The sequence below is a fragment of the Devosia sp. P1_H9 genome, assembly GCF_056405135.1.
Genome location: NZ_JBFUCQ010000006.1, coordinates 432834 through 457545, shown reverse-complemented (window position 1 = coordinate 457545; position 24712 = coordinate 432834). Strand labels below are relative to the sequence as shown.

Below are 24712 nucleotides of genomic sequence, written 5' to 3'. Positions count from 1 at the left end.
TTAACATCGACTTCAGCGGACGTCGCGGGACTGCGCGGAAACTACTTAAGCTCCAGCACGAACCGGGCCGCAAAGCGGTCGGTGCCCCACCACATGGGGAAGTTGGTGCCCCATTTGTTGTTGTGGAGGTTGAAGCGCAGGCCGGCGGAGAAATCCGGTGGGTTGGGGTTGAAGGGCATGAACGCGGTCGCCGCGGGGGCGACAAGCGGGGCGTCGAGAGGGCGGAGTTCGATGCCGGGCGCGCGGACGGCAGCGACAGCCTGCAATTGGCCACCGCCCTTGGGGGCGACATGGCTGGAGTTCAGCCATTGGCCGGTTTTGAGGAACTGCCAGTCGTGCGGGCCTGCGGGCGTGAAGGTGACGAAGCTCGCTTCCGGCATGCGATTCGCGGGCTTGTCGATGAGCTCGACTGAGATCTCGAGATGGCGGTCGTCGAGCGCGCGGAAGCGGTAGACGACGCGGGCCGGCGCGCCGAGTTGGGCGTGGGCGGCCGGGTCGAGTTCGAGCTGGCCGTTGGGGGCGAAGCTCTGCGAGCGGGCGGTGGCGGCGCGGTCGAGGCCGGGCTTGATGTGATCAAGGATGGCCCACTCGGCGCGGTGCGTCAGGTAGGTGTCCATGTGGGCCGCGATGTCGGCGGCGTCGTAGCTCTCGTAACGGTAGCCGAGGAGGCTGTGGTTCTCGCCGCGCAGTTCGACGCCGGCGGGGGAGCGGATGAGGATGACGTCTCCGGTGGCGGGATCGGTTTCGACGAACCAGCCGCTGCCTTCGATGGACGGATCCTCGGGGGCCTCGGCGAGGGCGCGGTCGGCGGGGTCGAGTTCGGCGACGGCGGCGTCGAGATAGGCGCGTTGCTCGGCCCACGAAGCTTCTGAGTACTGGAAGCGGTGATCAGTCTTGCGGGTGGCTTCGAAGGCCGGGCGGTCCCAGGCCTTGTCGTCGCGCAGGTAGGACTTGATGTCGACGCCCCAGGTGTGTTCGGCGACCATGGTGAGGCCGCGGCCGAAGGCGAGGCGGCTGGGGGTGAGCTCGGTTTCGTCGAAGCGATCGTAGAGGCGCTGCAGGTGCAGGAAGCGCTTGATCTTCTCGGGGTCGGTGCCGGCGCCAAAAATCCAGTTGTCGCCGAGTTCGAGGTCGACGACCGGGAATTCCTCGCGGCGGGCCCAGAGGATTTCGCCATAGGCGTCGAGGGTCGAGGCGACGATCTCGGCATCGGGGTAGTGGCGCTGCAGTTCCCGCCAGGCGTCGGCGGTCTGCGGGACGCTCTGCGGGCCCATGTTGTCGTTGGTGTGGGCGAAGCCGAGGCCGGTGTCGAAGCCTTCGGGGAAGTGCGTCTCGCCGTAGGACTTCTGGTACATGACGACGATTTCGCTGCCGTCGGGAGCGCGCCAGCGGAAGACATCGGGCACGTCGGGCGGCGGCGAGGCACTGTTGACGCCGAGGTGCAGGAACCTGACGCCGGCCTCGGCGAGCAGCGGCACGATGCCGATAGTGTGGCCGGGGACATCGGTCATCTTCGACGCGATGGTCTGCTTGCCGAAGCGCTTGTCGAGTTCCCGGCTGTAGCTGAGGCCGGCGCGGAACACGGCCGGCGACATCAGCTCGGAATGGGTGGTGAAGGGCAGCGCGTGCCAGCGGATGAGGCCGCGATCGATCGCGCGCTCGAGGCGCTGCACGCGCTCGGGGCTTTGCGAATTGAGGTGATCCCAGATCAGCCAGGCTCCGGTGGTCCAGATGAACTTGGGGTTCTGCGGGTCCTCGGCGAAGAAGTGCTCGCCGGTGTCGATCGCCTGCGGGATGAAGCGGTCGTGATACTGGGCGCGGACTTTCGCCGCGTGGTCGGTGAAGCCGATGTCGAGGTGGGTCTTGAAGACCAAGTGGATCTTTTTGGTCACGGGGATCTCGTCAGCCCACGGTGCCGCGGACGACCAGGCGGGTCGATACGGTTTCGGTGAGCGAGGGTGAGGTGGGGTTCTTGAGGCGGCGGAGGATCAGGCGCAGCAGTGCCTGGGTGCGCTCGGGCAGATCGAGATGCACGGTGGTGAGGTTGTAGCTCTTCCAGTGCGACTGGTTGATATCGTCGAAGCCGACGACCTTGACGTCCTGCGGGACGCGCAGGCCGAGTTCGTGGCGCAGCGCGTCGATGGCGCCGAACGCGCCGACATCATTGGCGGCAAAGATGGCATCGACCGGCTCGCCGACGCGGAACTGGTTGATCGTCTCACGATAGGCGGTGTCATAGGTGTAATCGCCCGGGATGCGGATGGGCGGCGGCAGGCCGCGCTCGGCGAGGACCTTGCGGACCATTCGCTCGCGCGAGTGGGTGGCGAGCGAGTTGGTCTTGCCGGCGAGGAAGGCGAACTTCCTGGCGCCGTAGCCCTGCATCAGCGCGACGGCCTGCTCGATGCCCTCGCGCTGCAGCACGTCCAGCCGGTCGAACAGTGGGGCGGCTTCGGCCTCGCCGCCCTCCTCGTCGGGGTAGCCGATGTAGATCGGCACGGCGCGATCGAGCACGCGGGCGAGCGTGGTGGGGCGGACGTTCTCGGCATAGGCGATGACCGAGTCCGGGTTGAAGCCCTTCATGTAGGTGAGCAGTGTTTCGTCGAGCGACAGGTCATCGCGGGTGCGGAACAGCAGGGTCGCAAAACCCTCGGCCTGCAGCGCCGTGGTCATGGCGTCGAGCTCCTGGCTTTCCCACGGGCCGGAAATATCGGGCACGATGATGCCAACGAGGTGCGAGCGGCCGGTGACCATCGAGCGGGCGGCCATGTCCGGGGTGTAGTTCAGCTCCTGCGCCACCTTCAAAATCAGGTCGCGCTTTTCCGGCTTGATCGAGGCGTGCGGGTTGAAGGCACGGCTGACGGCGACGCGGGAAACATTGGCCGTGCGGGCCACCATATCGGCGGTGGCGCGGCTGCGGTTGCGGGTTGCCGGATCGCTCAACAGGTCTGCCTTGCTGCCCTAGATTGAAATCGTGTGCAAAACTGTTCTGCCGGTTCGTTTCGGCCGCTGTCAAGCCGATCCAGCGCACGAATAGGCTAAACCCATGATGTTACGGAACAATGACCGACGCCACCGCGAATGGAACAAACATTCTACTGGCGCGTCATATCGCTGTCATTCGCAACAGACATTCTACGGCTTGACGATGAATGAAAGCGTGTTCATTCTGAGATCGTGAGCTGCGACGGGGGATTTTGAACCGTCGCCGTCGCCAATTCGGCGCCCGTAATGCGGCGCCACCAAGGGAGGAATTTTAGCGATGAGCAATCGTCTGCGTGCCCTGTATTTGGGCCTAGCAACTGCCACCACCATGATCACCCCGGCCTTCGCCGTGGACCTGACGGTGATCTGTCGCTGCGTCGTCGGCGGCGTGAACAGCGAGACCGCGACCTGGATCAAGGAAAGCGTGATCCCCGGCTTCACCGCGAAGATGAAGGCCGACGGCAAGGACGTCACCGTGTCGCTGAACGAGTTCGGCGGCAAGGACGAGCAGATGACCCAGCAGCTGGCGCTCGATTTCTCGACCGGCGCGGGCGCTGACGTTGCGGCGTTCGATGGCTTTCTGATCCCCTCGTTCGTCGAAGGCGGGCTGTTGAAGCCGCTCGACGAAGTGGCCGGCGCTGATGTCAACAGCTGGGAAGGCTGGAGCCACATCTCGGAAGGCGCCAAGTCGCTGATGAGCTATGGCGGCAAAGCCTATGGCCTGGCGCTCGGCACCGACGTGCGCGCCATTTTCGTGCGGAAGGAGTTGCTGAAGTCGGCCGGGCTCGACCCGGACACCTTCCAGCCGAAGTCGTGGGCCGAACTGCTCGACGCCGCCCGCGCCATCAAGAAGGCCAACCCCGACTCGTTTCCGCTGCAGCTCAATGCCGGCGTGAACATGGGCGAAGCCACCACTATGCAGGGCTACTACATGGCGATCCTCGGGACGGGCGAAAGCGTCGTCGACGAGAACGGCAAGTACATCGTTTCGAGCCAGGGCATCCTCGACACCCTCAACCTCTACAAGACCATCTACGTGGACGAGCAGCTGGGCGACCAGCGCGCGCAGCTGCTCGGTGACGGCCGCAACCGCACCTTCACCAACTTCCGCGACGGCAAGACCGCGCTGCTCGTCGAAGGCGACTGGTTCTTCAACTCGGTGATGGCGCCGGGTGCGGAATTCGGCCTCGAGAACCGCGACGCGGAAGTGACCTGGGCCTCGATGCCGGCGCAGGAGCCGGGCAAGGGCTATCGCGGGCAGGACTATGTGACGGTTTCGGGCGGCACGGGCTTCGTGCTCAACCCGGCGACCAAGAACCCGGCCGAGGCGTGGGCGCTGCTCAGCTACATGAACAGCCAGGAATCGCTGACCGCGTTCCAAGGCTATCGTGAAGCTCGCCGCATCCGCGACGACGTGGCGACGCCGAACAATGTGTATCTGCAGAAGACGCAGGAATCGCTGCTGCCGATCACCACGGCCCGGCCGAACGACCCGAACTACAACAAGGTCTCGGCCGAGATTCAGCGCATGACCGAAAGCGTGGTTTCGGGTGAAGCGAGCCCGGCTGACGCGATGGCGGCCTACAAGGCAGCAGTGATCGCGATCGTGGGCGAAGCCAACACGGTTTCGAAGCTCTGAGTTCGGCGGGCCGCCTCCCCGCGGCCCGTCCTCCCACGCCCGGCCCTCCCTGAGCCGGGCGCTCCCTGGGAACGCCTCCCCGGCTTACTGTCTGCGGCCGGGGAGGTCTTTTTCGATTGGGGTTGTCATATTGAGACGGTTGGCTGAGATGCACGGCGAGACGCTGCCGGCGGTGCGGGAAACGCTCCCCCCACCCTGTCCCTCCCCCACAAGGGGGGAGGAGACCCTCCCGAGCAGTCTTCGTAACCTCATGCTCGGCGCCAGCGTTGGCGTCTCCCTCCCTCTTGTGGGGAGGGGACAGGGGTGGGGGTATCTTTTGCGCTCCGAGTTATCCGCATGAAGAAGCGCAACTTCTCCCTGCTCTCCCACCGCGCTGGCGCCGCATTCCTCGCGCCCGCTGCGGCCCTGGTTGGCGTGTTTGTGCTGCTGCCGTTCTTCTGGGTGATCTTTGTTTCGTTCACCAATCGGACGCTGCTGGGCAAGACCGCGCTCAGTCCCGAGTTCGTCGGCTTGGGGAATTATCTGCAGCTGTTCGACCCGGCGACGTTCTTCACGCGCGGGCAGTTCGGCTTCTCGCTGATCCTCACCACGCAGTTCGTGCTGCTGTCGGCGCTGGTCGGGCAGGCGCTGCTCGGCTTGCTGCTGGCGTGGCTGATGCAGACCATCCCCCCTGCCCTCAAGCGGATCGTCGAGGCCTGCGTGATCGCAGCGTGGATTTTGCCCGAGGTGGTGATCGGCTTCGCGTGGTTCGCGTTCCTCGACTACGACAACGGCACGCTGAACATGATCCTCAGGGGGCTCGGACTGCCGGCGGGGGATTTCCTGCTGCAGCAGCCGTTCTGGGTGATCGTGATCTTCAACACGTGGCGCGGCGCCGCGTTCTCGATGATGCTGTTCAACTCGGCCTTCGCGTCGATCCCGCCGAGCTACTTCCAGGCGGCTGACGTGGCTGGCGCCTCGAGCTGGCAGAAGTTCCGCGATATCGGGCTGCCGCTGATCCGCGGGCACGTCGTGACCGACCTGATCCTCATCACCATGTGGACGTTCAACGTGTTCACGCCGTTCATCCTGACCAATGGCGGGCCAAGCTACCGGACGGAGCTGCTGTCGATCTACAACTATCGCATCGCCTTCCGGGAGTTCGACTTCGGCAAGGGCGCGGCCGTGGGCGTGATCATCATGCTGATCAACCTGGTGTTCGCGCTGATCTACCTGTCGTTCGGGCGCAAGAAAGCCAAGGCGGTGCAGGAATGAGGCTCAGCTTCCCGCAACTGCTGGCCCGGATCGGCTTTTCGGCGCTCGCCGCGATCATCGGCATCCTGTTCGCGCTGCCGCTGATCTGGTTCATCTTCGCGCCGTTCAACGCGCGAGCCGAACTGGGCATCGCGGTGCCCGATCCGTGGACGCTGCAGAACTTCATGACGGTGTTCGGCAATGGCTTTGCTATGCGCGGGCTGCTCAACAGCCTGATCCAGAGCGTCGGCGGAGTGATCCTCGTCGCGGCGGCGGCGACGCTGGCGGCCTATGCGCTCAGCCGTTCGTCGGTGCCGGGCAAGGGTGTCGTCACCTACGTCCTGCTGCTGTTCTCGTCGGTGGTGTCGGGGACGGCGGCGATGGTGCCGATCTTCCTGATCATCTCGTCGGTCGGGCTGATGGACACCCATATCGCGGTGATCCTGGTGTTCGCCGGCGGGCTGCTGCCGACGGCGATGTTCATCCTGCGCGACTTCATCGACGGCATTCCCAAGACCTATGAGGAGAGCGCGATGGTGGCGGGTGCGTCGCCGGTACAGGCGTTCTTCGACGTGGCGCTGCCGGTGATCCGGCCGGGCATCGTGGTCGTGGTGGTGTGGGCGTTCGTCAACATCTGGGGCTCGTTCCTGATCCCGTTCATCCTGCTCCGCTCCGACGACCTGATGCCGTCCTCGGTCGCCATCTACTCGTTCTATTCGGAAGCCGGGACGCCGATCGTGACGCTGCTCGCGGCGTATTCGCTGATCTACTCCCTGCCCGTCGTCGCCCTCAATCTCTTCGTCAGCTGGAAGTTCGGCTTCCGCTTCTTCGGTGGAATCAAAGCGTAATGGCCTCGGTCGAATTCCAGAACGTCACCAAGAGCTTCGGCACCTTCAATGCCGTCTCGGACATCAGTTTCAAGGTCGCAGATGGCGAGTTCATCTGCCTGCTCGGCCCATCGGGTTGCGGCAAGACCACCAGCCTGAGGATGATCGCCGGGCTCGAGACGCCGAGCTCGGGCAAGATCATGATCGGGCCGGATGATGTGACGCACCTGCACCCGAAGGATCGGCAGATCTCTATGGTGTTCCAGGACTATGCGCTCTACCCGCACATGAACCTCGCCGACAACATCGCCTACCCGCTGAAGGTGCGCGGCGAGAGCGTCGAGAAGCGGCACAAGCGGGCCAAGGAAGTGGCCGATGTGCTGAAGATCGGCGACCTTTTGCAACGGCTGCCGAGCCAGATTTCGGGCGGGCAGCAGCAGCGCACATCGCTGGCGCGGGCGCTGGTCTATCCGAGCCGGGTGTACCTGTTCGACGAGCCGCTCTCCAACCTCGATGCCAAGCTGCGGCTGGAGGCGCGCGGCTTCCTCAACCACCTGCAGCGCGACATGGGGATGACGGCGGTCTACGTGACGCACGACCAGGCGGAAGCCATGGCGCTGGCGACGCGGATTGCGGTCATGGACCGTGGCAGGATCGTGCAGTTCGCGCCGCCGATCGAGATTTACCGGCGGCCGGCGACGACGTTTGTCGCGAACTTCGTGGGCAATCCGCCGATGAACATGATCCCGGTCGACGGGACGATCGAGGGCGAGACGCTGACGCTGCGGGCGCATGGGGTGCTGGTGCGGGATGTGCCGCTATCGTCCGGGATCAAGGCGGCGCTGGGCAAGGGCGCGGGCGTGACGCTGGGCGTACGGCCCGAGCATCTGAGCATGGGCACGATCAATGATGTGAACATGGTCAGCGGCAAGCTGTTCGCGAACGAAAACATGGGGCCGGAAAAGCTGGTGACGTTCGAGCGCCAGGATGGCGGGCGGGTGACGGCGCGGATTTTCACCGACGATGTGGTGGAGACGACGGAGAACGTGGCGTTCACTTTCGATGGGGCGCACGCGACGTTGTTCGATGCGGAGGGGAAGCGGATCGCGGCGGATGGGGAGAAGCCGCTGTGACACAGTTGGTCCGGGTTTCGATCACCCAGGCCGATCAGGCGCGGGACCCGTATTTCTACATTCCGGTGAGCGTGCCGGAGGGGACGACGCGGATCGACGTGACGCTGGCTTACCCCAAGGCGGATAACTGCGTGATCGACCTCGGGATGTTTGATCCGCGGATGACGCCCTACCCGTCGGAGGAGGGTTTTCGAGGCTGGTCGGGCGGGTTTCGGGACCGGTTCTTCGTTGCCACCGACAATGCGACGCCGGGCTACATTCACGGGCCGATCCAGGCGGGTGAGTGGAACGTTATCCTTGGGCTGTACAAGGTGCCGGCCGATGGCGCCGAGGTGACGGTGACTGTGACGCTCGACAGCGCCGAGCGGCCGACCAATCCGCAGCCGGAGCGGACGTTTCCGGTGCGGGCGGGGGCTGGATGGTACAAGGGCGACTTGCACTGCCACACGTTCCATTCGGATGCGGCGGGATCGCCTGAGACGCTGCATCGGGCGGCGATGCAGGCGGGGCTCGATTTCCTGGCCATCGCCGACCACAACACGATTTCACAGCGGCGATATTTCCATCCGGCGTCGTCGCCGGACCTGGTCTTCGTGCGGGGCATGGAGGTGACCACCGCGGTGGGGCACGCCAATGTCTATGGGGTCGACGAGTGGATCGACTTCCGCATGACAAGGCCATCCGATGCGCATGTGCTGGCGGAGATGGTGCATCGGAAGGGCGGGCTGCTGTCGATCAATCACGACAAGCCGACCATTCCCTGGGACTACGAGTTCCCGGCTGCGGACTGCCAGGAGGTCTGGCAATCGACGTGGATGGCGTGGAACTGGGTGTCGCTGGGACGCTGGCAGGAGCGGCTGGCATCCGGGCTCAGGATTTCGGCGATCGGCGGCAGCGACTATCACCAGCCGGCGAAGCTGCAGCCGGAGGGGCCGCTGGTACTGGCGCGGCCGACGACGGTGCTGTGGCTGCCGGAGCTGAGCGAGGACGCGGTGCTGGCGGCAATGAAGGCCGGGCGCGGCTATGTGACGGAGGGGCCGCAAGGGCCGCATCTCGAGATCACGGTCAACGGCGAGCCGATGGGCTCGTCGGTGACGGCACCGCTCAATTGCGAGGCGATCGTGCGCGGGGCGCGGGGCGATGTGCTGGTGTGGATCGACGGGCGCGGGACGATCACCGAGCAGGAGATCAACAGCGGCGACTGGCGGGGCGAGCTGGCGCTGCTCGACGGCGCCGAAAAGTTCGTGCGCGCCGAGATCATCGCCAAGGCGAGCCGGGGCTGGCTGGTGGAGGAGTTCACCAAGGCGGCCTCGGAGCGGGGCGAATTGCCGTGGCAGCTCAAGGGCTCGCACCTGACGGAGGAGCCGATCCGGCGCGCCATTTCCAACCCAATCTACATCGATCAGGACTAGCTCATGTTTATCGGCAATGCCCCGTGTTCCTGGGGCATCAACTATCCCACCGGCAACGCCTACACGTGGCAGGAGTATCTCGACCAGGTGGCGGCTTCGGGCTATCGCGGCACGGAACTGGGGCCGTTCGGGTTCCTGCCGAAGGACAAGGCGGTGCTCGGGCCGGAGCTCGAGAAGCGCGGGCTGACGCTGATCGGCGCGACGCACGTCCACACCTTCGGCGACCGCGCCTCCGCGCCGGTGCTGATGTCGACGCTGCGCGAACTGGCGCCGCTGCTGAAGGATCTTGGCGCCAAGCACCTCGTCATCATGGATGAGAGCAACTGGTACCCCGCGGGCCAGGAAGGCGTGCTCGATCGCGAGGGCTGGAACGGCTTGGTCGCCACGGTGCGCGAGGCGCAGGCGGTGATCGAGGGCGAGTTCGGGCTGAAGGCGAGTTTTCACCCGCATATCGGCACGGCGGTTGAGTTCGAGCGGCAGATCGACCGGCTGCTCGAGGAGACTGACATCGACCTCTGCTTCGACACCGGGCACCACGCGTTCTGGGGCCAGGATCCGCTGGCCTACATGGAGAAGGTGTGGGGGCGGATCGCCTACATGCACCTGAAGAACGTCGATGCCGCAGTGCGGCAGCGGGTGCTGGACGGCAAGCTGTCGGTGGCGGCGTCGTATGGCGCGGGGGTGATGGCCCCCCTGCCCGATGGCGCAGTCGATATCCAGGCGGTGATGCGGTTCCTCGATGCCAAGGGCTTCGATGGCCCGATCGTGGTCGAGCAGGATATCGCCGAGAACGCGGCGGAGACGCCGCTGCAGCTGGCGAAGCGGAACTATGTGTACATGCAGGCGATCGCGTGATGGCTGAGAGGATCAAGGTTGGCTTGATCGGCCTCGGTGAAGTCGCGCAGCTAATGCACCTGCCACTGCTGGCGGACGACCAGCGGTTCGAGATTGCGGCGGTGACGGACGTGTCGCCCAGCCTAGTAGGGCATGTGGCGGAGCGGTATGGGGTGAAGACGCGACATGCGACGGCGGAGGCGTTGATCGCCGATCCCGGGTTGGATGCGGTGTTCATCCTGACGCCGGATTTCCTCCATGCGCCGCTACTGGAGAAGGCGATCCGGGCGGGCAAGCATGTGTTCATCGAGAAGCCGGCGGCGCTGACGGCGGCAGAGCTGCGGCCGCTGCTGGAGCTGGAGGCTCGAAACACCAAGACGGTGTTCGTGGGCTACATGCGGCGGTTTGCGCCGGCGTTTACGGCGCTGAAGGAGCGGCTGCCGCCACGCGAGGAAATCCGGCACGTGCGGATTCGCGACCTGATCCGCGAGAGCCAGTTCTTCGTCGACCAGAGCCGCAACATCTTCCGGCCCGATGACGTGCCGGCGGACGTCATCGCGGACGGGCGGACGAAGACGCAGGCGCTGCTGAAATCGGTGATGGGTGAGGCGGCGCCAGACCAGTTGCGGGCGTATCAGGTGCTGACCGGGCTTTCCTCACATAGCTTTTCGGCGATGCGCGAGTTGTTCGGCGCGCCGAAATCGGTCGCGGCGGCGCGCCAGCATCGGGGCGAGAACGTGCTGGTGATGTTCGACTATGGAACGTTCACGGCGCTCTACGAGGCGGTGATCCACGACGTGGCGCGGTTCGATGCGGGGATCGAAGTGCTGACCATGAACCAGCATTTCAAGATCAACTACGACACCCCGTATGTGCGGAATCTTCCCACCCGGCTCGAGATCACGACCTCGGAGTTGCACGCGACCGGGACCGAGATCATCGGGCCGTTCTACGAGGATGCTTTCCGGGTCGAACTCGGCGCTTTCCATCACTCTGTCACGACCGGCGAAAAGCCGAAGACATTGCTGACAGACTCGCTTGCCGACCTCGAATTGTTCGCGGAAGTCGGCCGCCATTTCTTGCTGCAGGAACGATCCCAATAGTGGCCACAAGCCCCGGAAATCGGACCGATATCGATGTCATCTGAGTGTCACCGGAGTAGGCTTTAAGCGGGGCAGAAAGCCTCGCGGAATAAAACGGACGCGACGCTGTCACAATGGAATTTCCATTCCATTTTTTGCTTGCCAGCGGGCCCGCCGAGATTAGTCTGGGCTCCTACGGTCGGCGTCAGATTGACCTGCCGCGGGGATAATCCCGCAGGCGAACCCAGGGAGAAAACGATGAAACGTCGTGCGTTTATGCTTTCGGTCGGCGGTGCTGCCGCCGGCATGGTGTTGCTGCCGCGTATGGCCTTCGCCGAAGCGGGCCGGATCGACTGGTACACTTCGTCGGACCAGAACATCCTCGACTTCTGGACCAACATCGTGAAGCCGAAGTTCGAGGCCGCCAATCCGGGCGTCACCCTGAACCTGGTGGACGCCGGCGACGCGGCCGGGCAGACCGCGATCGGCGAGCGCGCGCTGGCCGCGATGCAGACCAAGACCGACCCGCAGGCCGACTATTTCGAATCCGCCGACTGGCGGCTGCCGGCCGGTGCGGCAGATGCCGGGCTTTATGTGAACATCAAGGAAGCCGGGCTCTCCAACTATTCGAAGATCAACCCGCTGGCTTTCGACGGCGACTTCTCGGTGCCGTATCGCGGGTCGCAGGTGCTGCTCGCCTATGACACCACCAAGCTCGACCCGGCAAATGCGCCTAAGACCTTTGCCGACCTCGTCACCTGGATCAAGGCGAACCCGGGCCAGTTCATCTACAACCGGCCGGACAAGGGCGGTTCGGGCGGCAACTTCGTGCGCCGCGCGATCCTCGAGGCCAACGGCAAGGATCTCGGAAAGTTCAAGATCGACAACTACACGCAGGAAGCCGGCGAGGCCGCGCTGAACCCGGCCTGGGACATCCTCAAGGACCTCTCCGGCTCGCTGTTCGACAACGGCGCCTACACCTCGGGCAACACCCAGTCGATCCAGTTGCTCGGCCAGTCGGCGGTCACCATGATCCCGGCCTGGTCGGACCAGGCGATCCAGGCGATCAACACCGGCGTGCTGCCCGAGACCACCGGCCTCGTTCAGTTGCAGGACCTGGCGCTGCCGGGCGGCTTCTCGCGCTCGGTCGTCCTCTCGAACGGCATCAACAAGGATGCCGCGCTGAAGCTCGCCGACTTCATCCTCACCGAGGAAGTGCAGTCGGCCGTGCTCAGCGAGCTCGGCGGCTTCCCGGGCGTGGCGTGGGACTACGTCAGCCAGGACCTGCGCGAGAAGTACAAGGACGTCATCCCGACCACCATCCCGACCTTCCCGGGTGGTGACTGGGAAAAGGCGATCAACGACGGCTGGTACCGCAACGTTGCCCCGAACGTGGATCGCAGCGCGTGACGATCACGCCGGCGAACGACATCGTCGGAACGAAAAAGAGCGGGAGGCCAGTTGGCCTCCTGCTCGTCGCTGCTCCGGTGTTGCTGGTGTGCTGGATGGTGATCTGGCCGATCATTTCGGCGATTACCCGCACCGTGTGGCTGCCCAATGAGGGCAGCGGGCGGAGCTTCTCGCTCGACACCTACAAGTTCTTCTTTTCCGATCAGTACAGCCTGAACAACCTGAATGTGACGCTGTGGACGACAACGGTCACGGCGCTGCTGCTGCTGCTCGTCTGCCTGCCCATCGCGCTGTACCTGCGCTTTGCCAAAGGGCGGCTTGCCGCCTATGTGCAGGGGCTGGCGATCTTTCCGATGTTCGTGCCGTCGATCATCCTGAGCTACGCGATCATCCGTGTGCTGGGCCCGAACGGCACGGTGGACCTGCTGTTCAATGCCGTCGGGCTGCCGCATATCCGCTCACCCTACCTGACCCCCTGGGGGCCCGTGATCGGGCTGGTGTGGGACAACATTCCGCTGACCGTGCTGATCCTGCTCTCGGGCCTAGGGAACGTTTCCAACCAGTCGATCGAGGCGGCGCGCGATGTCGGCGCGGGACGGTTCGCGCTCTTGTGGCACATCATTCTGCCGCGCATTTCGAATTCCATTCTCGTGGCGGTGAGCTTCACCGTTCTCGGAATATTTTCAGCCTTCACCCTGCCTTATGTGCTGGGACCGGCCGCGCCGGAGATGATGGGGCCGTTCATGCAGCGGACGTTCCGCGACCTGAACGATCCGACCAACGCCATCACCCAGGCAGTGATCGCCTTCTGCTTCTGCCTCGTATTCGGGCTGTTCTACGTCCGATCCGTCGCCAAGAACCGGGCCCCCTGAGATGGCGCGCGCACTCGTTGAACGGCGGACCGACTGGACCGGCATCTTCTTTGCGGTGGTGCTGACTGTGGTCATCGTGTTTCCGTTGCTGGTGGTGGGCACCTGGGCGTTCACCAATGTGTGGCGCTACCCCTCGGTGATCCCGCAGGAGTTCGGGCTGAAGTTCTGGCAACAGACGCTGGCCCGCGCCGACGTGTGGAGCGCCATCACCACGAGCCTCAGCCTCGCGACGATGGTGACGCTGCTCTCGGCGATCATCTGCCTGCCGGCGGCCTATGCCTTCGCGCGGCTCGATTTTCCTGGACGGAACATTCTTTTCTTCTCGTTCCTCGCCGGGCACGCGTTTCCGAAGTTCGGGCTGCTGGTGGCGATCGCCGGTATCTTCCTCAGTCTCAACCTGATCGGGACGTTCTGGGGCGTGGTGCTGATCCAACTGGTGGGCACGCTGCTGTTCATGATCTGGATACCCGTGGCTGCCTTCCAGTCGGTGGACCGGCGGATGGAAGAGGCGGCGCGCGACGTGGGCGCGGGACCCTTTCGGGTGTTCTGGTCGATCACCTTGCCGCAGGCCGGGCCGACGATCGCAGCAGCGGTGCTGCTGAGCTTTGTCGGCACATTCTACGAGACCGAGGGCGCCTGGCTGATCGGCGCCCCGCAGATCCGCACCCTGCCGGTGCTAATGATCAGCTTCATCAACAACCAGCCGGTGATCCAGTATGGCGCGGTGCTATCCGTGCTGCTCTGGGTGCCGAGCTTCATCGCGCTGCTGTTTGCGCGCCGCGTCATCAGCTCGGGCAGCTTTGCCCGCGGCTTTGGCGCCTAGGGATACCGCCGCATGTCCGTGCTCGAGATCAAGAACGTCACCAAGAGCTTCTCGACCACCAAGGCGGTGGACGATTTCACGCTGACCGTGGGCGATGGCGAACTGGTCTGCCTGCTCGGCCCTTCCGGCTCGGGCAAGTCGACGCTGCTGCGGATGATCGGCGGGTTCGAAACGCCGACCACTGGGCTGATCACCATCGACGGCGAAGACGTGACGCGCGTGCCGCCCGAGAAGCGGCCGACCGGCATGGTGTTCCAGAGCCATGCGCTGTGGACGCATATGAACGTGTTCAAGAACCTGGCGTTCGGGCTGAAGCTGCGGCGGCTGCCGGAGGCCGAGATCAAGCGCAAGGTCGATGCCGTTCTGGAGTTGGTGGGCCTTGGTGGTTATGGCCACCGGGCGACGACGCAGCTTTCGGGCGGGCAGCAGCAGCGCGTGGCCTTAGCGCGCTCGCTGGTGCTGGAGCCGAAGATCCTGCTGCTCGACGAGCCTTTTGCGAGTCTCGACCAGCACCTACGGGAGCGTCTTCGCGAAGAGGTTCGGGACATCCAGCAGCGGCTGAAGATCACTACGCTGTTCGTGACGCACGGGCAGGACGAGGCACTGGCGCTGGCCGACCGGATCGTGGTGATGCGTGATGGGCGCACTGAGCAGGCCGCGGCGCCTGACGTGGTCTACCGCGAACCGGCGACGCCGTTCGTCGCGGGGTTTATCGGGACGATGAACCTGGTGGAGGGGACGGTATCCAACGGCACGTTCACCCATTCGGGCTTCACGGTGCCGCTGCCGGTGGGCGATGGGGCGGCGACGCTGGCGGTGCGGCCGGAGGCGCTTGAGATCGTGCCGGCGAATGGTGCCGGGATGGCGAAGATCCACCGCGTTACCGACTATGGCACGCACGCCATCGTCGACATCGAGCTGCCGGACGGGGCGCGGCTGAAGTCGATGACCAGCGAGGCGCGGGACTGGTCGCATGGCCAATCGATCGACCTGAAGCCCAAGGCCTTTGCGGCCTATCGCGACAACGCGGCGATCCACCGGAGCAACTAAGACTATGGCCGACGCGATTTCGGTGACCCGCGAGGGTCATCGCACGTTCTTCAAGTGGCACCGCGGACGGCGGATGGCGACCGATCCGGTGTTCACCGGGCGACGGATCATCGAGGGGATGAAGCTGGGCGCCAGCGTCGAGGTGGACCTGGTGATCCACGCCGATGACGGCATGGCGGTGCTGCACAACCTGTCGCTGGAGCGCGAGACGACTGGGACCGGGCTGGTGCGGAAGACTTCGGCCGAGGTACTGCGCGGGCTGCACCTGCGCGACAATGCCGGGCAGCCGATCGGCGACAAGGTGATGCTGCTGGAGGACCTCGCGGCGCTGATCGCGCGGGACGGGGCGCACCCGGAGGGGCTGCTGCAGCTCGACTACAAGGAGGATGCGGCAGCGCTCAATCCGCGGGTGATCGAGAATTTCGCCGAGGCATTGGGGCCGGTGGCACGGCACTTCATCCTGTCGTCGGGGGACGCGGAGTCGGTGCGGCTGCTAAGTGAGAAGGTGCCGGGGCTGCGGATCGGGTACGATCCCTGCCACAAGGGGGCGATGGAGCGGCTGATGGAGACGCGCGACTACGCCGCGTTCGTCGACGATGCGGTGGCCGCCTCACCGACGTCGGAACTGGATTATCTCGAGTATCGGCTGGTGCTCGAGGCGGACCGGGATGAGTTCGACATCATCGCAGCGTTCCATGCGCATGGGCGGCGGATCGATGCGTATACGGTGAGGCGGGCGGACGATGACGGCATGGCCGTGATCGAGCGACTGCTGGAACTGCGGGTGGACCAGATTACGACGGATGATCCGGAGGGCGTGGCGGCGGCGCTGGGGTGAGCCCTGATCTCTCCGTCATCTCTCCCTTGCGGGGGAGAAAGCGACTTCTTGGGCTTAGCCCTTCGCCAAGAGAGGGGATATTGGTGGGCACAATGGCTCCGCACCCCCTCTCTTGCGAAAACTAAGGACTTAGCTGCGCTAAGCCCAAGTTTTCGCTTTCTCCCCCGCCAAGGGAGAGATGCCGCTGTGGCGGCACTGTGCCCTCTCACGCACCCTTGGGGTGCTTGGTCTCCTTCTTCGGCACGTCCTTCAGCTTCTCGATCAGGTACGCATGGGTGGCCTTGTTGGCGACGATCATGGCGCCGGTCTGCTCGTAGTATTCTGGGCCCCTGCCCCACCAGTCGGTGACGATGCCGCCAGCTTCCTGGACGAAGAGGATGCCCGCGGCGGTGTCGACGAAGCCGGTTTCCTCGAAATAGCCAGTGAGGCGACCCATCGCGACATAGGCGCAGGAATTGGCGGCGCTGCCGACGATGCGAACAGCCCCGACGGGCGCGCGGATGGCGTCGAGGCGTTCGTAGGCGCCGGGGTAGAGGGAGAGGCCGGGTGTGGGGAGGCCGGTGCCGATGTTCATGAGGCCGATATCGGTCTGCTCGGAGACCTGCAACTGCTCGCCGTTCATGAAGCTGCCCTGCCCGGCGATGGCGGTGAACATCTCATCGGCCGGCGGGTTGTAGAGCACACCCACGACCGTCTCGTTGCCGCGGCGGAGCGCGATCGAGATGGTGTAGTGCATGCCGTTGATGAAATTGGTGGTGCCGTCGATCGGATCGACCAGCCAGCGGTATTCCTGATCAGCCTTGTCGACGGGCGGGAATTCCTCGCCGGTGAAGCTCCAGTCCGGATAGCGCTCGAACAAGAACTTGCGGATCAGGAGTTCGGACTCCTTGTCGGCGTCGGAGACGAAATCGGCCGGTCCCTTGATGCCGATCTCGATGTCGCGGAATCGCTTGAAATAGCCTTGGGTCAGGGCGCCGGCCTGCCGCGCCACGCTGACCATGTCGGCAAGAACGGCGTCGTAGGAAATGCTCATCTGAATCACTCGCTTATGGATATGGAACCATAGCGCGGCACGCCCGCGGATGCAGGTGCAATCGGCTCTCCTCGGGCACCCGATGCAGCCTTTGCGAGGCGTGGAAGTTAAGCCTGGCAATCAAAACAATTTGCTTGTGATGCGCCTAAGTGCCTAATCAACAGACGTAGTTCCGACATCGACTGGCAGTGACGCATGGCTGGTGGTTCTGGTACAAGAAAAACCATACTAGTTCTCTCGCTTGCACTGCTCGCCGCGGGAGGATGGGTGGGACTGCGAGAGGCCTCGCCGTACTTTACTGGCGGCATCGAAGATGCAGAGCGCTTCGCGTCGCTCGCGGCGAAAAACCCCTCGCCCGGCCCTTCGATTGCATCGGAGCGGCTGGTGCTCGACAATTGCGTACGCACCATTTCGTCGCTGTACGGACGCTTGCAGCCGACTGACCGGAAGGCGCAGGTCAGCGAGAACTGCCTCGAGGCCGCCGACGCCATCGTGCGGCAGAACCCGAGTTCCTCCTATGCCTGGTATGTTGGGGCGCTGACGTCGGAACTGACCGGCGACACGGCCGGCATGAACGAGCGGCTGCTGAAATCGCAGCAGACGGGGGCCGCCGAACAATGGATCGCAGAGCTGCGGGTCCCGCTGGCCGAGGATCATCTCGCCGAGCTCGCGCCGGAAGTGCGCGCCAACCACGATCGCGATCTCAAGATGCTGGTCGCCAGCATTCGGGGGATTTCCAGCATCGCCAAACGATATGTCCAACAGGCCGATTTCCGCGAGCGGATAACGGCCATTGTCGAGACGATGCCGGAGGCAGACCAGCGCCGTTTCGTGTCGAACGTCGGCTCGGCGGCACGACAGGCAGTCGGGAGTTAGCATGTCGCAGATCGAGATCACCACGACCCGGCCCGAACATGGGCGCCGCATGGCGCGGCCGGCGCTGTGGAGCCGACAGTCGCAGCTGAACGATACGGTGGCGCGGTTGCTGATGCTCGTCGTGGCGCTCGCTCCTGTGCCGCTCGGCAGCAACCGGGGGTTCTTCTGGGCGGTCACAGCGGTAGTGGTGGGCCTTATCGGCACGTTCTACACAATTCGGCTGGGCCGGCTGAACGAGGCTGCCCGCTACGGCTTTCAGTACATGCGGCTGTCGGTTTTCCTGGCCTTGTTGCTGGGCCTTTTCCTGATCTTGCAGACGGTGCCGTTTAGCCTGTTGGGGCCGTGGGCAGACCAGGTGAGGCAGTACCTGTCGATCGTCACGCCTGATGGCGCAGTGCTGACCCCGAACACCATCAGCCTCGCGCCGCAGTCGACGTGGCTGATGCTGATGCGAATGGTGACCTACGCGGTGTTCTACCTGCTGATGCTGCAGGTCACGACCAATCACCGGCGCAAGTCGTTCGTGTTGAATGCGGCGCTGATCATCGTCACGCTCTACGCGATCTACGGCTTCGTCTCGCTGGTGCAGCTCGGCGACACGATACTCGGCCTGCCGAAATGGGCTTATGCCGGCTCCGCGACAGCGACCTTCGTCAATCGCAACTCCTTTGCGACTTTCCTGGCGTTCGGCGGCGTCGTGGCGATGGCGCTGGCGGCCGGCAAGCTGGTGCATGGCGAGGACGAGGATGGCGTGCCCATAGTGCGGCGGTTCGATCCGATGATCCTGCTCTATCTGCTCGCCTATGCGATCATCGTCGCGGCGCTGTTTGCAACGCAATCGCGCATGGGCTTCGCCGCCGCCATTGCGGGAAGCCTGGTGATCATCGTCGTTAGCGTTGCGCACTCCGGCCGGCAGGGAAGGCTGTTCGCGCTGCTGCCGATCTTCGCACTGGCGATCGTCCTCGGCTTCTTCACCTACGGACAGGGGCTGCTGGAGCGCCTTGGTTCGGTCGAGAGCGCATCGGATGTCCGCCTCGACCTCTACGCGCAGGTGGTGCAGATGATTCTCGCCCGGCCTTTCGTGGGCTATGGGGGCGGAGCCTTCGAGCTGGCTTACCCGCTGTTCCACCAGGCACCAGTGAGTGCCGACATGGTCTGGGACAGGACCCACAACAGCTACCTGGCGCTGTGGGTCGAGCTTGGACTGGTCGCCGGTTCGATCCCGATCGTGCTGCTGCTGGCCGCGGGAGTGCGCATCATTGGAGGGCTCAGCAAGGTGAGGGCGGACTGGACTGCGAAGCTTGCCGGGCTCGGCGTGCTGGTGGTGGGGGCGACGCACTCGCTGGTCGATTTCAGCCTCGAGATTCAGGCCAACACGCTGTTCTTTCTCGCCATCGTCGCGACGGGGGTTGCCGGAGTGGCGCGCAGCGGTCACCATCCATCGCGCTGATGCTCGATACTCTTCGCTCGCTGTTCGGCCGGAGACGGCCCGTTTCCTCCCCCGTCGAGGCTCGGGCAAGGCTGACTGCGAGCGAGTGGCCGGCGGTCATTTACGCGATCGGCGACATTCACGGCTGCCTCGACGAGCTGCTGCAGCTCGAGCGGATGATCGTCGAGGATGCGGCCGACGTCGGCGAGGGCGAGCGCTGGCTGGTGACCCTGGGCGACTACGTCGATCGTGGCCCCCACTCGGCGCAAGTCATCGGACACCTGATGTCGGCGCCCCCGGCGGGCTTCCGGCGCATTGCGCTGGTGGGCAACCACGAACAATTGCTGCTCGACTTCCTGGCCGATCCGGTTGCCAATGCGCAATGGATGGATTTCGGCGGGCTCGAAACTGCTCGATCGTATGGAATGCGGGACCGACCGGTCGCAGCGGGGGGGCGCGGCGCTCGCGCCATTGCCGCCGACCTCAACAGCCTGATCCCCGAGTCCCATCTCGACTTCCTGCGATCGCTGCCGATCGGCCTTGCCGTGCCCGGGCACCAATTCGTGCATGCCGGCATTCGCCCGGGGGTGCCGATCGACCAGCAGACCGACGAGGACCTGATCTGGATTCGCGACCCATTCCTCGAGGAGGCCGGCGACGGCGATGTGATTGTGGTTCACGGCCACACGCCGGCCAGCGAGCCCGAAATCAGGGGGTGGCGTATCGGCATCGATACTGGAGCATTCGCCAACGGCAGGCTGACCGCGGTGCGCCTCGAGAAAGGCCGGGCGCCGACGTTTCTGAGGACGGGACGTTGACCATGGCCGGCCGCGCCCGCCTTAAGCGTATTCGAAGAAGTGTATTGCCGCCCAAGACTATGTTGGGCATTTGTTGTGGGAAGGCGGCGCCGGCCGTTTGTCCGTTCTGCTATGCGCGGTACTATGGAAGACGCTGACTTCGAACTGCGAAATCTAGTCGGGCTCCTGCGCCGCCAACTGCGGTTGATTGTGATCGTCCTGGTCGTGGCAGTGGGGCTCGCCGCGCTTGTCGTTTTCTCGCTGACGCCCAGATACTCCGCATCGGTGCTACTGCTCGTCGACACCAGCCAGAAAAACCTGCTCGACCCAGGCTACCAGGGCGGCAACGCCGAGATCGACAATGCACGGGTCGACAGCGAAGTCGAAATCCTGCAGTCGACCAGCATCCTGATGAACGTCATCAAGGATATGAACCTGGTCCGCGATGCGGAATTCGGGGTGAAGCTGGGACTGGTCGACCGGGTGATGGCGTTCCTCCAGCTGGGTCGCCCTACCCTGCCGACCGGCGACGCGGCGCTGGGGCGCGTGCTGTTGACGCTGAGGAACTCCATCGAGGTCAGCCGCCGCAACAAGACCAATCTCGTCGACATCACAGCAACGGCCGAGGACCCGAAGCTCGCCGCCGACATCGCCAATGTCTGGGCCGCTGCGTACATCCAGGACCAGGTGTCTGCCAAGGTGAACAGCAGCCTAATGTCGCGCGACGCGCTGCAGGCCCGCATGACGCAGGCGCGCGAAGCCATCGTCACCTCGGAAGGGGCGTTCGACAACTTCATCAACACGAGCCTGTCGCAGATCGTAACGGAGACCGGGCGCTCGGACATCGCAGGCATGCGCGACAAACTGGCGGGCCTGACCTCGACTCGCGCCGCCGACAGCGAGCGGGCGGAGCTGGCGCAACTCAGCCTGAACCAGCGCAATTGGTCGACATTGGCCAAGACGTTGCAGTCGGAGGCGCTGGACGAACTCGACCGGCAGCAACGGGAACTGAGCGCACGAATCCAGGTCGCCTCGGCAGACCAGACCATCGACCTGCGCGCCGAACTGGCCAAGGTCGAACAGCGCTTGGTCGATGCCGCGGCAGGAGAGCTCACCAGCTTGCGGCGGAGCGTCTCCGAGGCGCAGTCGCAGGAAGGCGAGGTTCGCCAGCAGCTTCGTACGGCAGTGCTGAGCAGCTCGCTGTCGCCCGACATTCTCGCCAAGATCTATGAGCTGCAGCAGAATTCCGAGCTGGCACGGGCTCAGTACCAGACGCTGCTCACGCGCATACGGGACATGGAAGCCCAAGCTTCGCTGCAGGTGGCGGACAGCCGCGTGGTTTCGGCGGCGCTGGTTCCGGGCCGACCCTCGTTCCCCAATATCAACCTCACTCTTGCACTGGCCGGGCTCGCCGGGCTGGGTCTCGGGGTGGTGCTGGCGTTCCTGCGGGAGAACATCCTGGGTGGGATCCTGACAGAGGAGCAAGCCGCGGCGGTGCTGCGGATACCGATTGCGGCGGCGTTGCCGCGCGAGAAGGGCGCGTCGCGTGATGCCGGCAATATGGGCGGGCTGGCCGACCTGATGGTGACGGCGGCAATGTCCTCGTTCCCCGAGGGTATCCGGCGCGTCAAAGTCGCGATCGATCAGGCGACGCACAGGAAGGCATTGAAGGGCGGGACGGCGCGGGAGAGCGGCAAGGCCGTGGTCATCATGATCACGTCGTCCACCGCCAACGAGGGCAAGAGCACGGTGGCGCTGTCGCTTGCCCGAGCCTATGCGCTGGCGCGCCGTAGCGTGGTTATCGTCGACTGTGACCTGCGCAAGCCAACGGTTCACAAGATGGTCGGGCTCAACCCATCGACGTCGCTGATCGACTACCTCAGGGACGATCACGCCGAGTTGGACCTGTCAGCGATCACCGAGAAGGACAACGCCAGCGAGGCGCGGGTCATCGTGGGCGCGCGCCCAAGCGATGTGCCCACCGATCAGTTGATCACCGGCCGCGCGTTCGCAAGGATGCTGGAAACGATCCGGGATACATACGACGTCGTCATCCTCGATACCCCGCCCGTGGGGCCCGTGGTCGATGGCCTGTACCTGGCGCAAAGCGCGGACTTCATCCTCTTCGTGCTTCGGTCGGGCACGACCTCGCAGGCTGAAGCCAAGATGGCGCTCGCGAGCCTAAAGGATGCCAAGGCACCGGAGGCCGAGCTGCAGGGGGTGCTGAACCAGCAGGATCGCGCCAGCGCTTCGTACAAAGGCAAGTACGAGAGCTACTACTACAGCGATACGACCTGATCAGCCGCTGATCCACTCGCCGAAGCTCGGGCCGGCCGCTTCCGGTTTCCGGGCTGGGCCGAGCACCCGCTTGGCGACACGCCTTGCCCCCCGCATGACGACGTGACCCGCAGCGAAGAGCGGCACGAGGATCGCCTCCAGCGGCCCGCGCACCTGGTGCTTCAGTTCGGCCAGAGCCGGACGGACGCCCTCGTCGTAGAACAGCCAGGTGACGAGCAGGCCGCAGCCATCGAAGAGTGCGCGATGGTAGGCGAGCCTGCCGGTGACGCCGGGGAGCTCGGCCATCGCCCTGATCACCCGCACGCGGGAGCGCAGCATGCGGGCTTCGTTCGCCGACATGTTGTCCGGGGTCCGGCGATAGCCGGTAAGAACTTGCGGCACGCTAACGAAGTCGAACCCGTGGGCGAGCCGGAGCTGCAGGAACAGATCCTCGCAGCCCTGCAGCCCCTCATCGCGCAGGAATACGGGATAGCCACCCATCGCCAGCGCTGCAGACCGGCGCATGGTCATGCTGCTGCCGTTCCCGACGAGATTTGAGCGCAGGTGAAAATCGAAGACGCGGCCACTCTGGTGGTAGACCGGCGAACGGCGGAAGACCCTGTCGTCGGCATCGATGAGGACGAACGGGGAATATGCGACGGCGGCCCCCTCCCCCGCCGCCTCCAGTGCCTTCACATGCTCGGCGACATGGGCGGGGTGCCAGAGGTCATCGGCGTCGAGCGGCGCAACGTACTCTCCGCGGCCTTCGGCCATCCCCCTGTTACGCGCAGCAGCCACGCCCGCATTTGCGGTCGTGATGCAGCGGATGTTGTGGTGAGTTTCGGCGTATTCGGCGACGAGTTGGGCTGTCGCATCGGTCGAGCCGTCGTTGACCACGAGTATCTCGATGGGCTGGTAGGTTTGAGCAAGTGCAGACTCCAGTGTGGCGCGCAGCGTGGCCTCGGCGTTGAAGGCCGGGATGACCACCGATACGAGCGGCGCGGCTGCCGGCTTCGTCATGGCTGGCTCTTGCCCGTGGCGGCCTGGACAATGGCCCGGTCGACGGCCGCGAGGCAGACCTCGAGGGAGAAATCCGCGAGTGCGTGGGCTCGCCCCGCCGCCGCAAGACGGCTCCGCAACGCGGGATCGGCCGCGAGCGCGCCGAGCGCATCGGCAAGAGCGCCGGCGTCGCCGGGTGGCACGAGGATACCGTGCACACCGCTCTCGATGATCTCCGAGACACCGCCGGCCTCCGTCGCTATGACCGGCCGCTCGGCCAGCATGCCTTCGACGACCACTCGTCCGAACGGCTCCGGCGCAACGGAGCAATGGACGATGATGTCGACGCCCTTCATCAGCGAAGCGACATCCGAGCGAAAGCCGAGAAAGTGGACCCGGTCGGCAACACCGCAAGCCTGGGCCTGTCGCCGCAGTTCCTGCTCGTAGGCCTCTTCGCCGAATAGCGGGGCGCCGACCAGCAAGAGGTCGACTTCCGGCAGGCCCTTCAGTGCTTCGATGGCGACGTGCTGCCCCTTCCAGTGCACGAGGCGGCCGAAGACCCCGACGAGCATGTTTCGGCCGGTGGCAAGCTCCCGGCGCAAGGTGCTGGATGCAGTTTCGGCGTCGATCACGTCGAACCGTTCCGACGCAACGCCCTGGTGAATGACCGTTGTCGCGACCTTGCCACCGGACGCGCGGAAGGACTCGGCCGTCGCTCGGGAGTTGGTGAGCACTATGCTGGCCCGAAAATTGGCCACGCGGACGGCCACCTTGCGCAGGGTCGAACTGAAATGCTCGGAGCTAAGAATGTCGCGGAGGTGCCAGATCAGCGGTCGGCGCGCCAGGAGCGAGGCAAGTGCGCCGACCACGAGGGCCTTCTGCGAATTGGCATAGATCACTGCATAGGGCCTGGCCTGCCTCGCGACAGCGACAGCGGTTCGGACCACCGAGACGGCGCTGCCAAGCGCGGTCCATAGCCCGCTGTCACGGCGGACCTGGATGCCGCCATCGACTACCCTTACGTCGACATCCGCTGCCTCGAGCAGCTCGCGGTATGGACCGTCGGCCAGGAGAATCATGCGGGCCGAGCCGGATCGCGATTTCAGTGTGTCGAGCAGCGACAGTTCGGCGCCGCCCAAGGCACCGGTCTGGCCGATGAAGAGCAC

Annotated in this window: 21 protein-coding genes; 16 read left to right on the top strand and 5 right to left on the bottom strand. The window is 64.8% G+C overall.

Features of this window, described 5'->3' with window-relative positions:
• Window positions 1-41: 41 nt before the first annotated feature.
• Window positions 42-1892, bottom strand: coding sequence for a DUF5054 domain-containing protein (locus AC1DYL_RS14700; RefSeq protein WP_477173717.1), 1851 nt, complete (start codon window positions 1890-1892; stop codon window positions 42-44).
• 10 nt (window positions 1893-1902) lie between these two features.
• Complete coding sequence (locus AC1DYL_RS14695; RefSeq protein WP_477173716.1) at window positions 1903-2940, bottom strand: LacI family DNA-binding transcriptional regulator; 1038 nt, start codon at window positions 2938-2940, stop codon at window positions 1903-1905.
• A 319-nt stretch (window positions 2941-3259) separates the two neighbouring features.
• Here AC1DYL_RS14695 and AC1DYL_RS14690 point away from each other — a divergent pair, with 319 nt between their 5' ends.
• From AC1DYL_RS14690 to AC1DYL_RS14635, 12 genes are all read left to right on the top strand, one after another.
• On the top strand, window positions 3260-4621 hold the full coding sequence (locus tag AC1DYL_RS14690; protein WP_477173715.1) for an extracellular solute-binding protein: 1362 nt from the start codon (window positions 3260-3262) through the stop codon (window positions 4619-4621).
• Between the two features lie 336 nt (window positions 4622-4957).
• On the top strand, window positions 4958-5875 hold the full coding sequence (locus tag AC1DYL_RS14685; RefSeq protein WP_477173714.1) for a carbohydrate ABC transporter permease: 918 nt from the start codon (window positions 4958-4960) through the stop codon (window positions 5873-5875).
• Window positions 5872-6702: a carbohydrate ABC transporter permease gene (locus AC1DYL_RS14680; RefSeq protein WP_477173713.1), complete on the top strand. Its 831-nt coding sequence runs from the start codon at window positions 5872-5874 to the stop codon at window positions 6700-6702. Before AC1DYL_RS14685 ends, AC1DYL_RS14680 begins: the two co-directional genes overlap by 4 nt.
• Window positions 6702-7814 carry an ABC transporter ATP-binding protein gene (locus tag AC1DYL_RS14675; RefSeq protein WP_477173712.1) on the top strand — a complete coding sequence of 371 codons (1113 nt, stop codon included), beginning with the start codon at window positions 6702-6704 and terminating at the stop codon, window positions 7812-7814. The genes AC1DYL_RS14680 and AC1DYL_RS14675 overlap by 1 nt, the downstream gene beginning before the upstream one ends.
• On the top strand, window positions 7811-9226 hold the full coding sequence (locus AC1DYL_RS14670) for a CehA/McbA family metallohydrolase (RefSeq protein WP_477173711.1): 1416 nt from the start codon (window positions 7811-7813) through the stop codon (window positions 9224-9226). The genes AC1DYL_RS14675 and AC1DYL_RS14670 overlap by 4 nt, the downstream gene beginning before the upstream one ends.
• 3 nt (window positions 9227-9229) lie before the next feature.
• On the top strand, window positions 9230-10081 hold the full coding sequence (locus tag AC1DYL_RS14665) for a sugar phosphate isomerase/epimerase family protein (protein WP_477173710.1): 852 nt from the start codon (window positions 9230-9232) through the stop codon (window positions 10079-10081).
• Window positions 10081-11163 (top strand): Gfo/Idh/MocA family protein, encoded by a 1083-nt coding sequence (locus AC1DYL_RS14660; RefSeq protein WP_477173709.1) that lies wholly within the window; start codon window positions 10081-10083, stop codon window positions 11161-11163. Before AC1DYL_RS14665 ends, AC1DYL_RS14660 begins: the two co-directional genes overlap by 1 nt.
• A 237-nt stretch (window positions 11164-11400) precedes the next feature.
• Window positions 11401-12552 (top strand): extracellular solute-binding protein, encoded by a 1152-nt coding sequence (locus AC1DYL_RS14655; protein ID WP_477173708.1) that lies wholly within the window; start codon window positions 11401-11403, stop codon window positions 12550-12552.
• Window positions 12549-13424, top strand: a complete 876-nt coding sequence (locus AC1DYL_RS14650) for an ABC transporter permease (protein WP_477173707.1) — start codon at window positions 12549-12551, stop codon at window positions 13422-13424. The genes AC1DYL_RS14655 and AC1DYL_RS14650 overlap by 4 nt, the downstream gene beginning before the upstream one ends.
• A 1-nt stretch (window position 13425) precedes the next feature.
• Window positions 13426-14247 carry an ABC transporter permease gene (locus tag AC1DYL_RS14645; protein WP_477173706.1) on the top strand — a complete coding sequence of 274 codons (822 nt, stop codon included), beginning with the start codon at window positions 13426-13428 and terminating at the stop codon, window positions 14245-14247.
• A gap of 12 nt (window positions 14248-14259) precedes the next feature.
• Entirely contained in the window at window positions 14260-15297 is a 1038-nt protein-coding gene (locus AC1DYL_RS14640) for an ABC transporter ATP-binding protein (RefSeq protein ID WP_477173705.1), read from the top strand.
• 4 nt (window positions 15298-15301) lie between these two features.
• On the top strand, window positions 15302-16135 hold the full coding sequence (locus AC1DYL_RS14635; protein ID WP_477173704.1) for a glycerophosphodiester phosphodiesterase: 834 nt from the start codon (window positions 15302-15304) through the stop codon (window positions 16133-16135).
• Between the two features lie 205 nt (window positions 16136-16340).
• On the opposite strand, the gene AC1DYL_RS14630 is transcribed toward AC1DYL_RS14635, so the two are convergent.
• Window positions 16341-17168: an inositol monophosphatase family protein gene (locus AC1DYL_RS14630; protein WP_477173703.1), complete on the bottom strand. Its 828-nt coding sequence runs from the start codon at window positions 17166-17168 to the stop codon at window positions 16341-16343.
• A gap of 195 nt (window positions 17169-17363) precedes the next feature.
• Here AC1DYL_RS14630 and AC1DYL_RS14625 point away from each other — a divergent pair, with 195 nt between their 5' ends.
• The 4 genes from AC1DYL_RS14625 (at window position 17364) to AC1DYL_RS14610 (ending at window position 22568) form a co-directional block, all read left to right on the top strand.
• On the top strand, window positions 17364-18044 hold the full coding sequence (locus tag AC1DYL_RS14625; protein ID WP_477173702.1) for a hypothetical protein: 681 nt from the start codon (window positions 17364-17366) through the stop codon (window positions 18042-18044).
• Window position 18045: 1 nt separating this feature from the next.
• Window positions 18046-19494 (top strand): O-antigen ligase family protein, encoded by a 1449-nt coding sequence (locus AC1DYL_RS14620; protein WP_477173701.1) that lies wholly within the window; start codon window positions 18046-18048, stop codon window positions 19492-19494.
• Window positions 19494-20291, top strand: coding sequence for a metallophosphoesterase family protein (locus AC1DYL_RS14615; protein WP_477173700.1), 798 nt, complete (start codon window positions 19494-19496; stop codon window positions 20289-20291). The genes AC1DYL_RS14620 and AC1DYL_RS14615 overlap by 1 nt, the downstream gene beginning before the upstream one ends.
• Window positions 20292-20414: 123 nt before the next feature.
• A complete protein-coding gene (locus AC1DYL_RS14610; protein WP_477173699.1) occupies window positions 20415-22568 on the top strand; it encodes a GumC family protein in 2154 nt (717 codons plus the stop codon).
• Here the strand turns inward: AC1DYL_RS14610 and AC1DYL_RS14605 are convergent, their stop codons facing one another.
• Both AC1DYL_RS14605 and AC1DYL_RS14600 read right to left on the bottom strand, forming a co-directional pair.
• Entirely contained in the window at window positions 22569-23567 is a 999-nt protein-coding gene (locus AC1DYL_RS14605; protein WP_477173698.1) for a glycosyltransferase family 2 protein, read from the bottom strand.
• The gene (locus tag AC1DYL_RS14600) at window positions 23564-24712 is read right to left on the bottom strand and encodes a glycosyltransferase (RefSeq protein ID WP_477173697.1); all 1149 of its coding nucleotides are present in this window, start codon (window positions 24710-24712) and stop codon (window positions 23564-23566) included. The genes AC1DYL_RS14605 and AC1DYL_RS14600 overlap by 4 nt, the downstream gene beginning before the upstream one ends.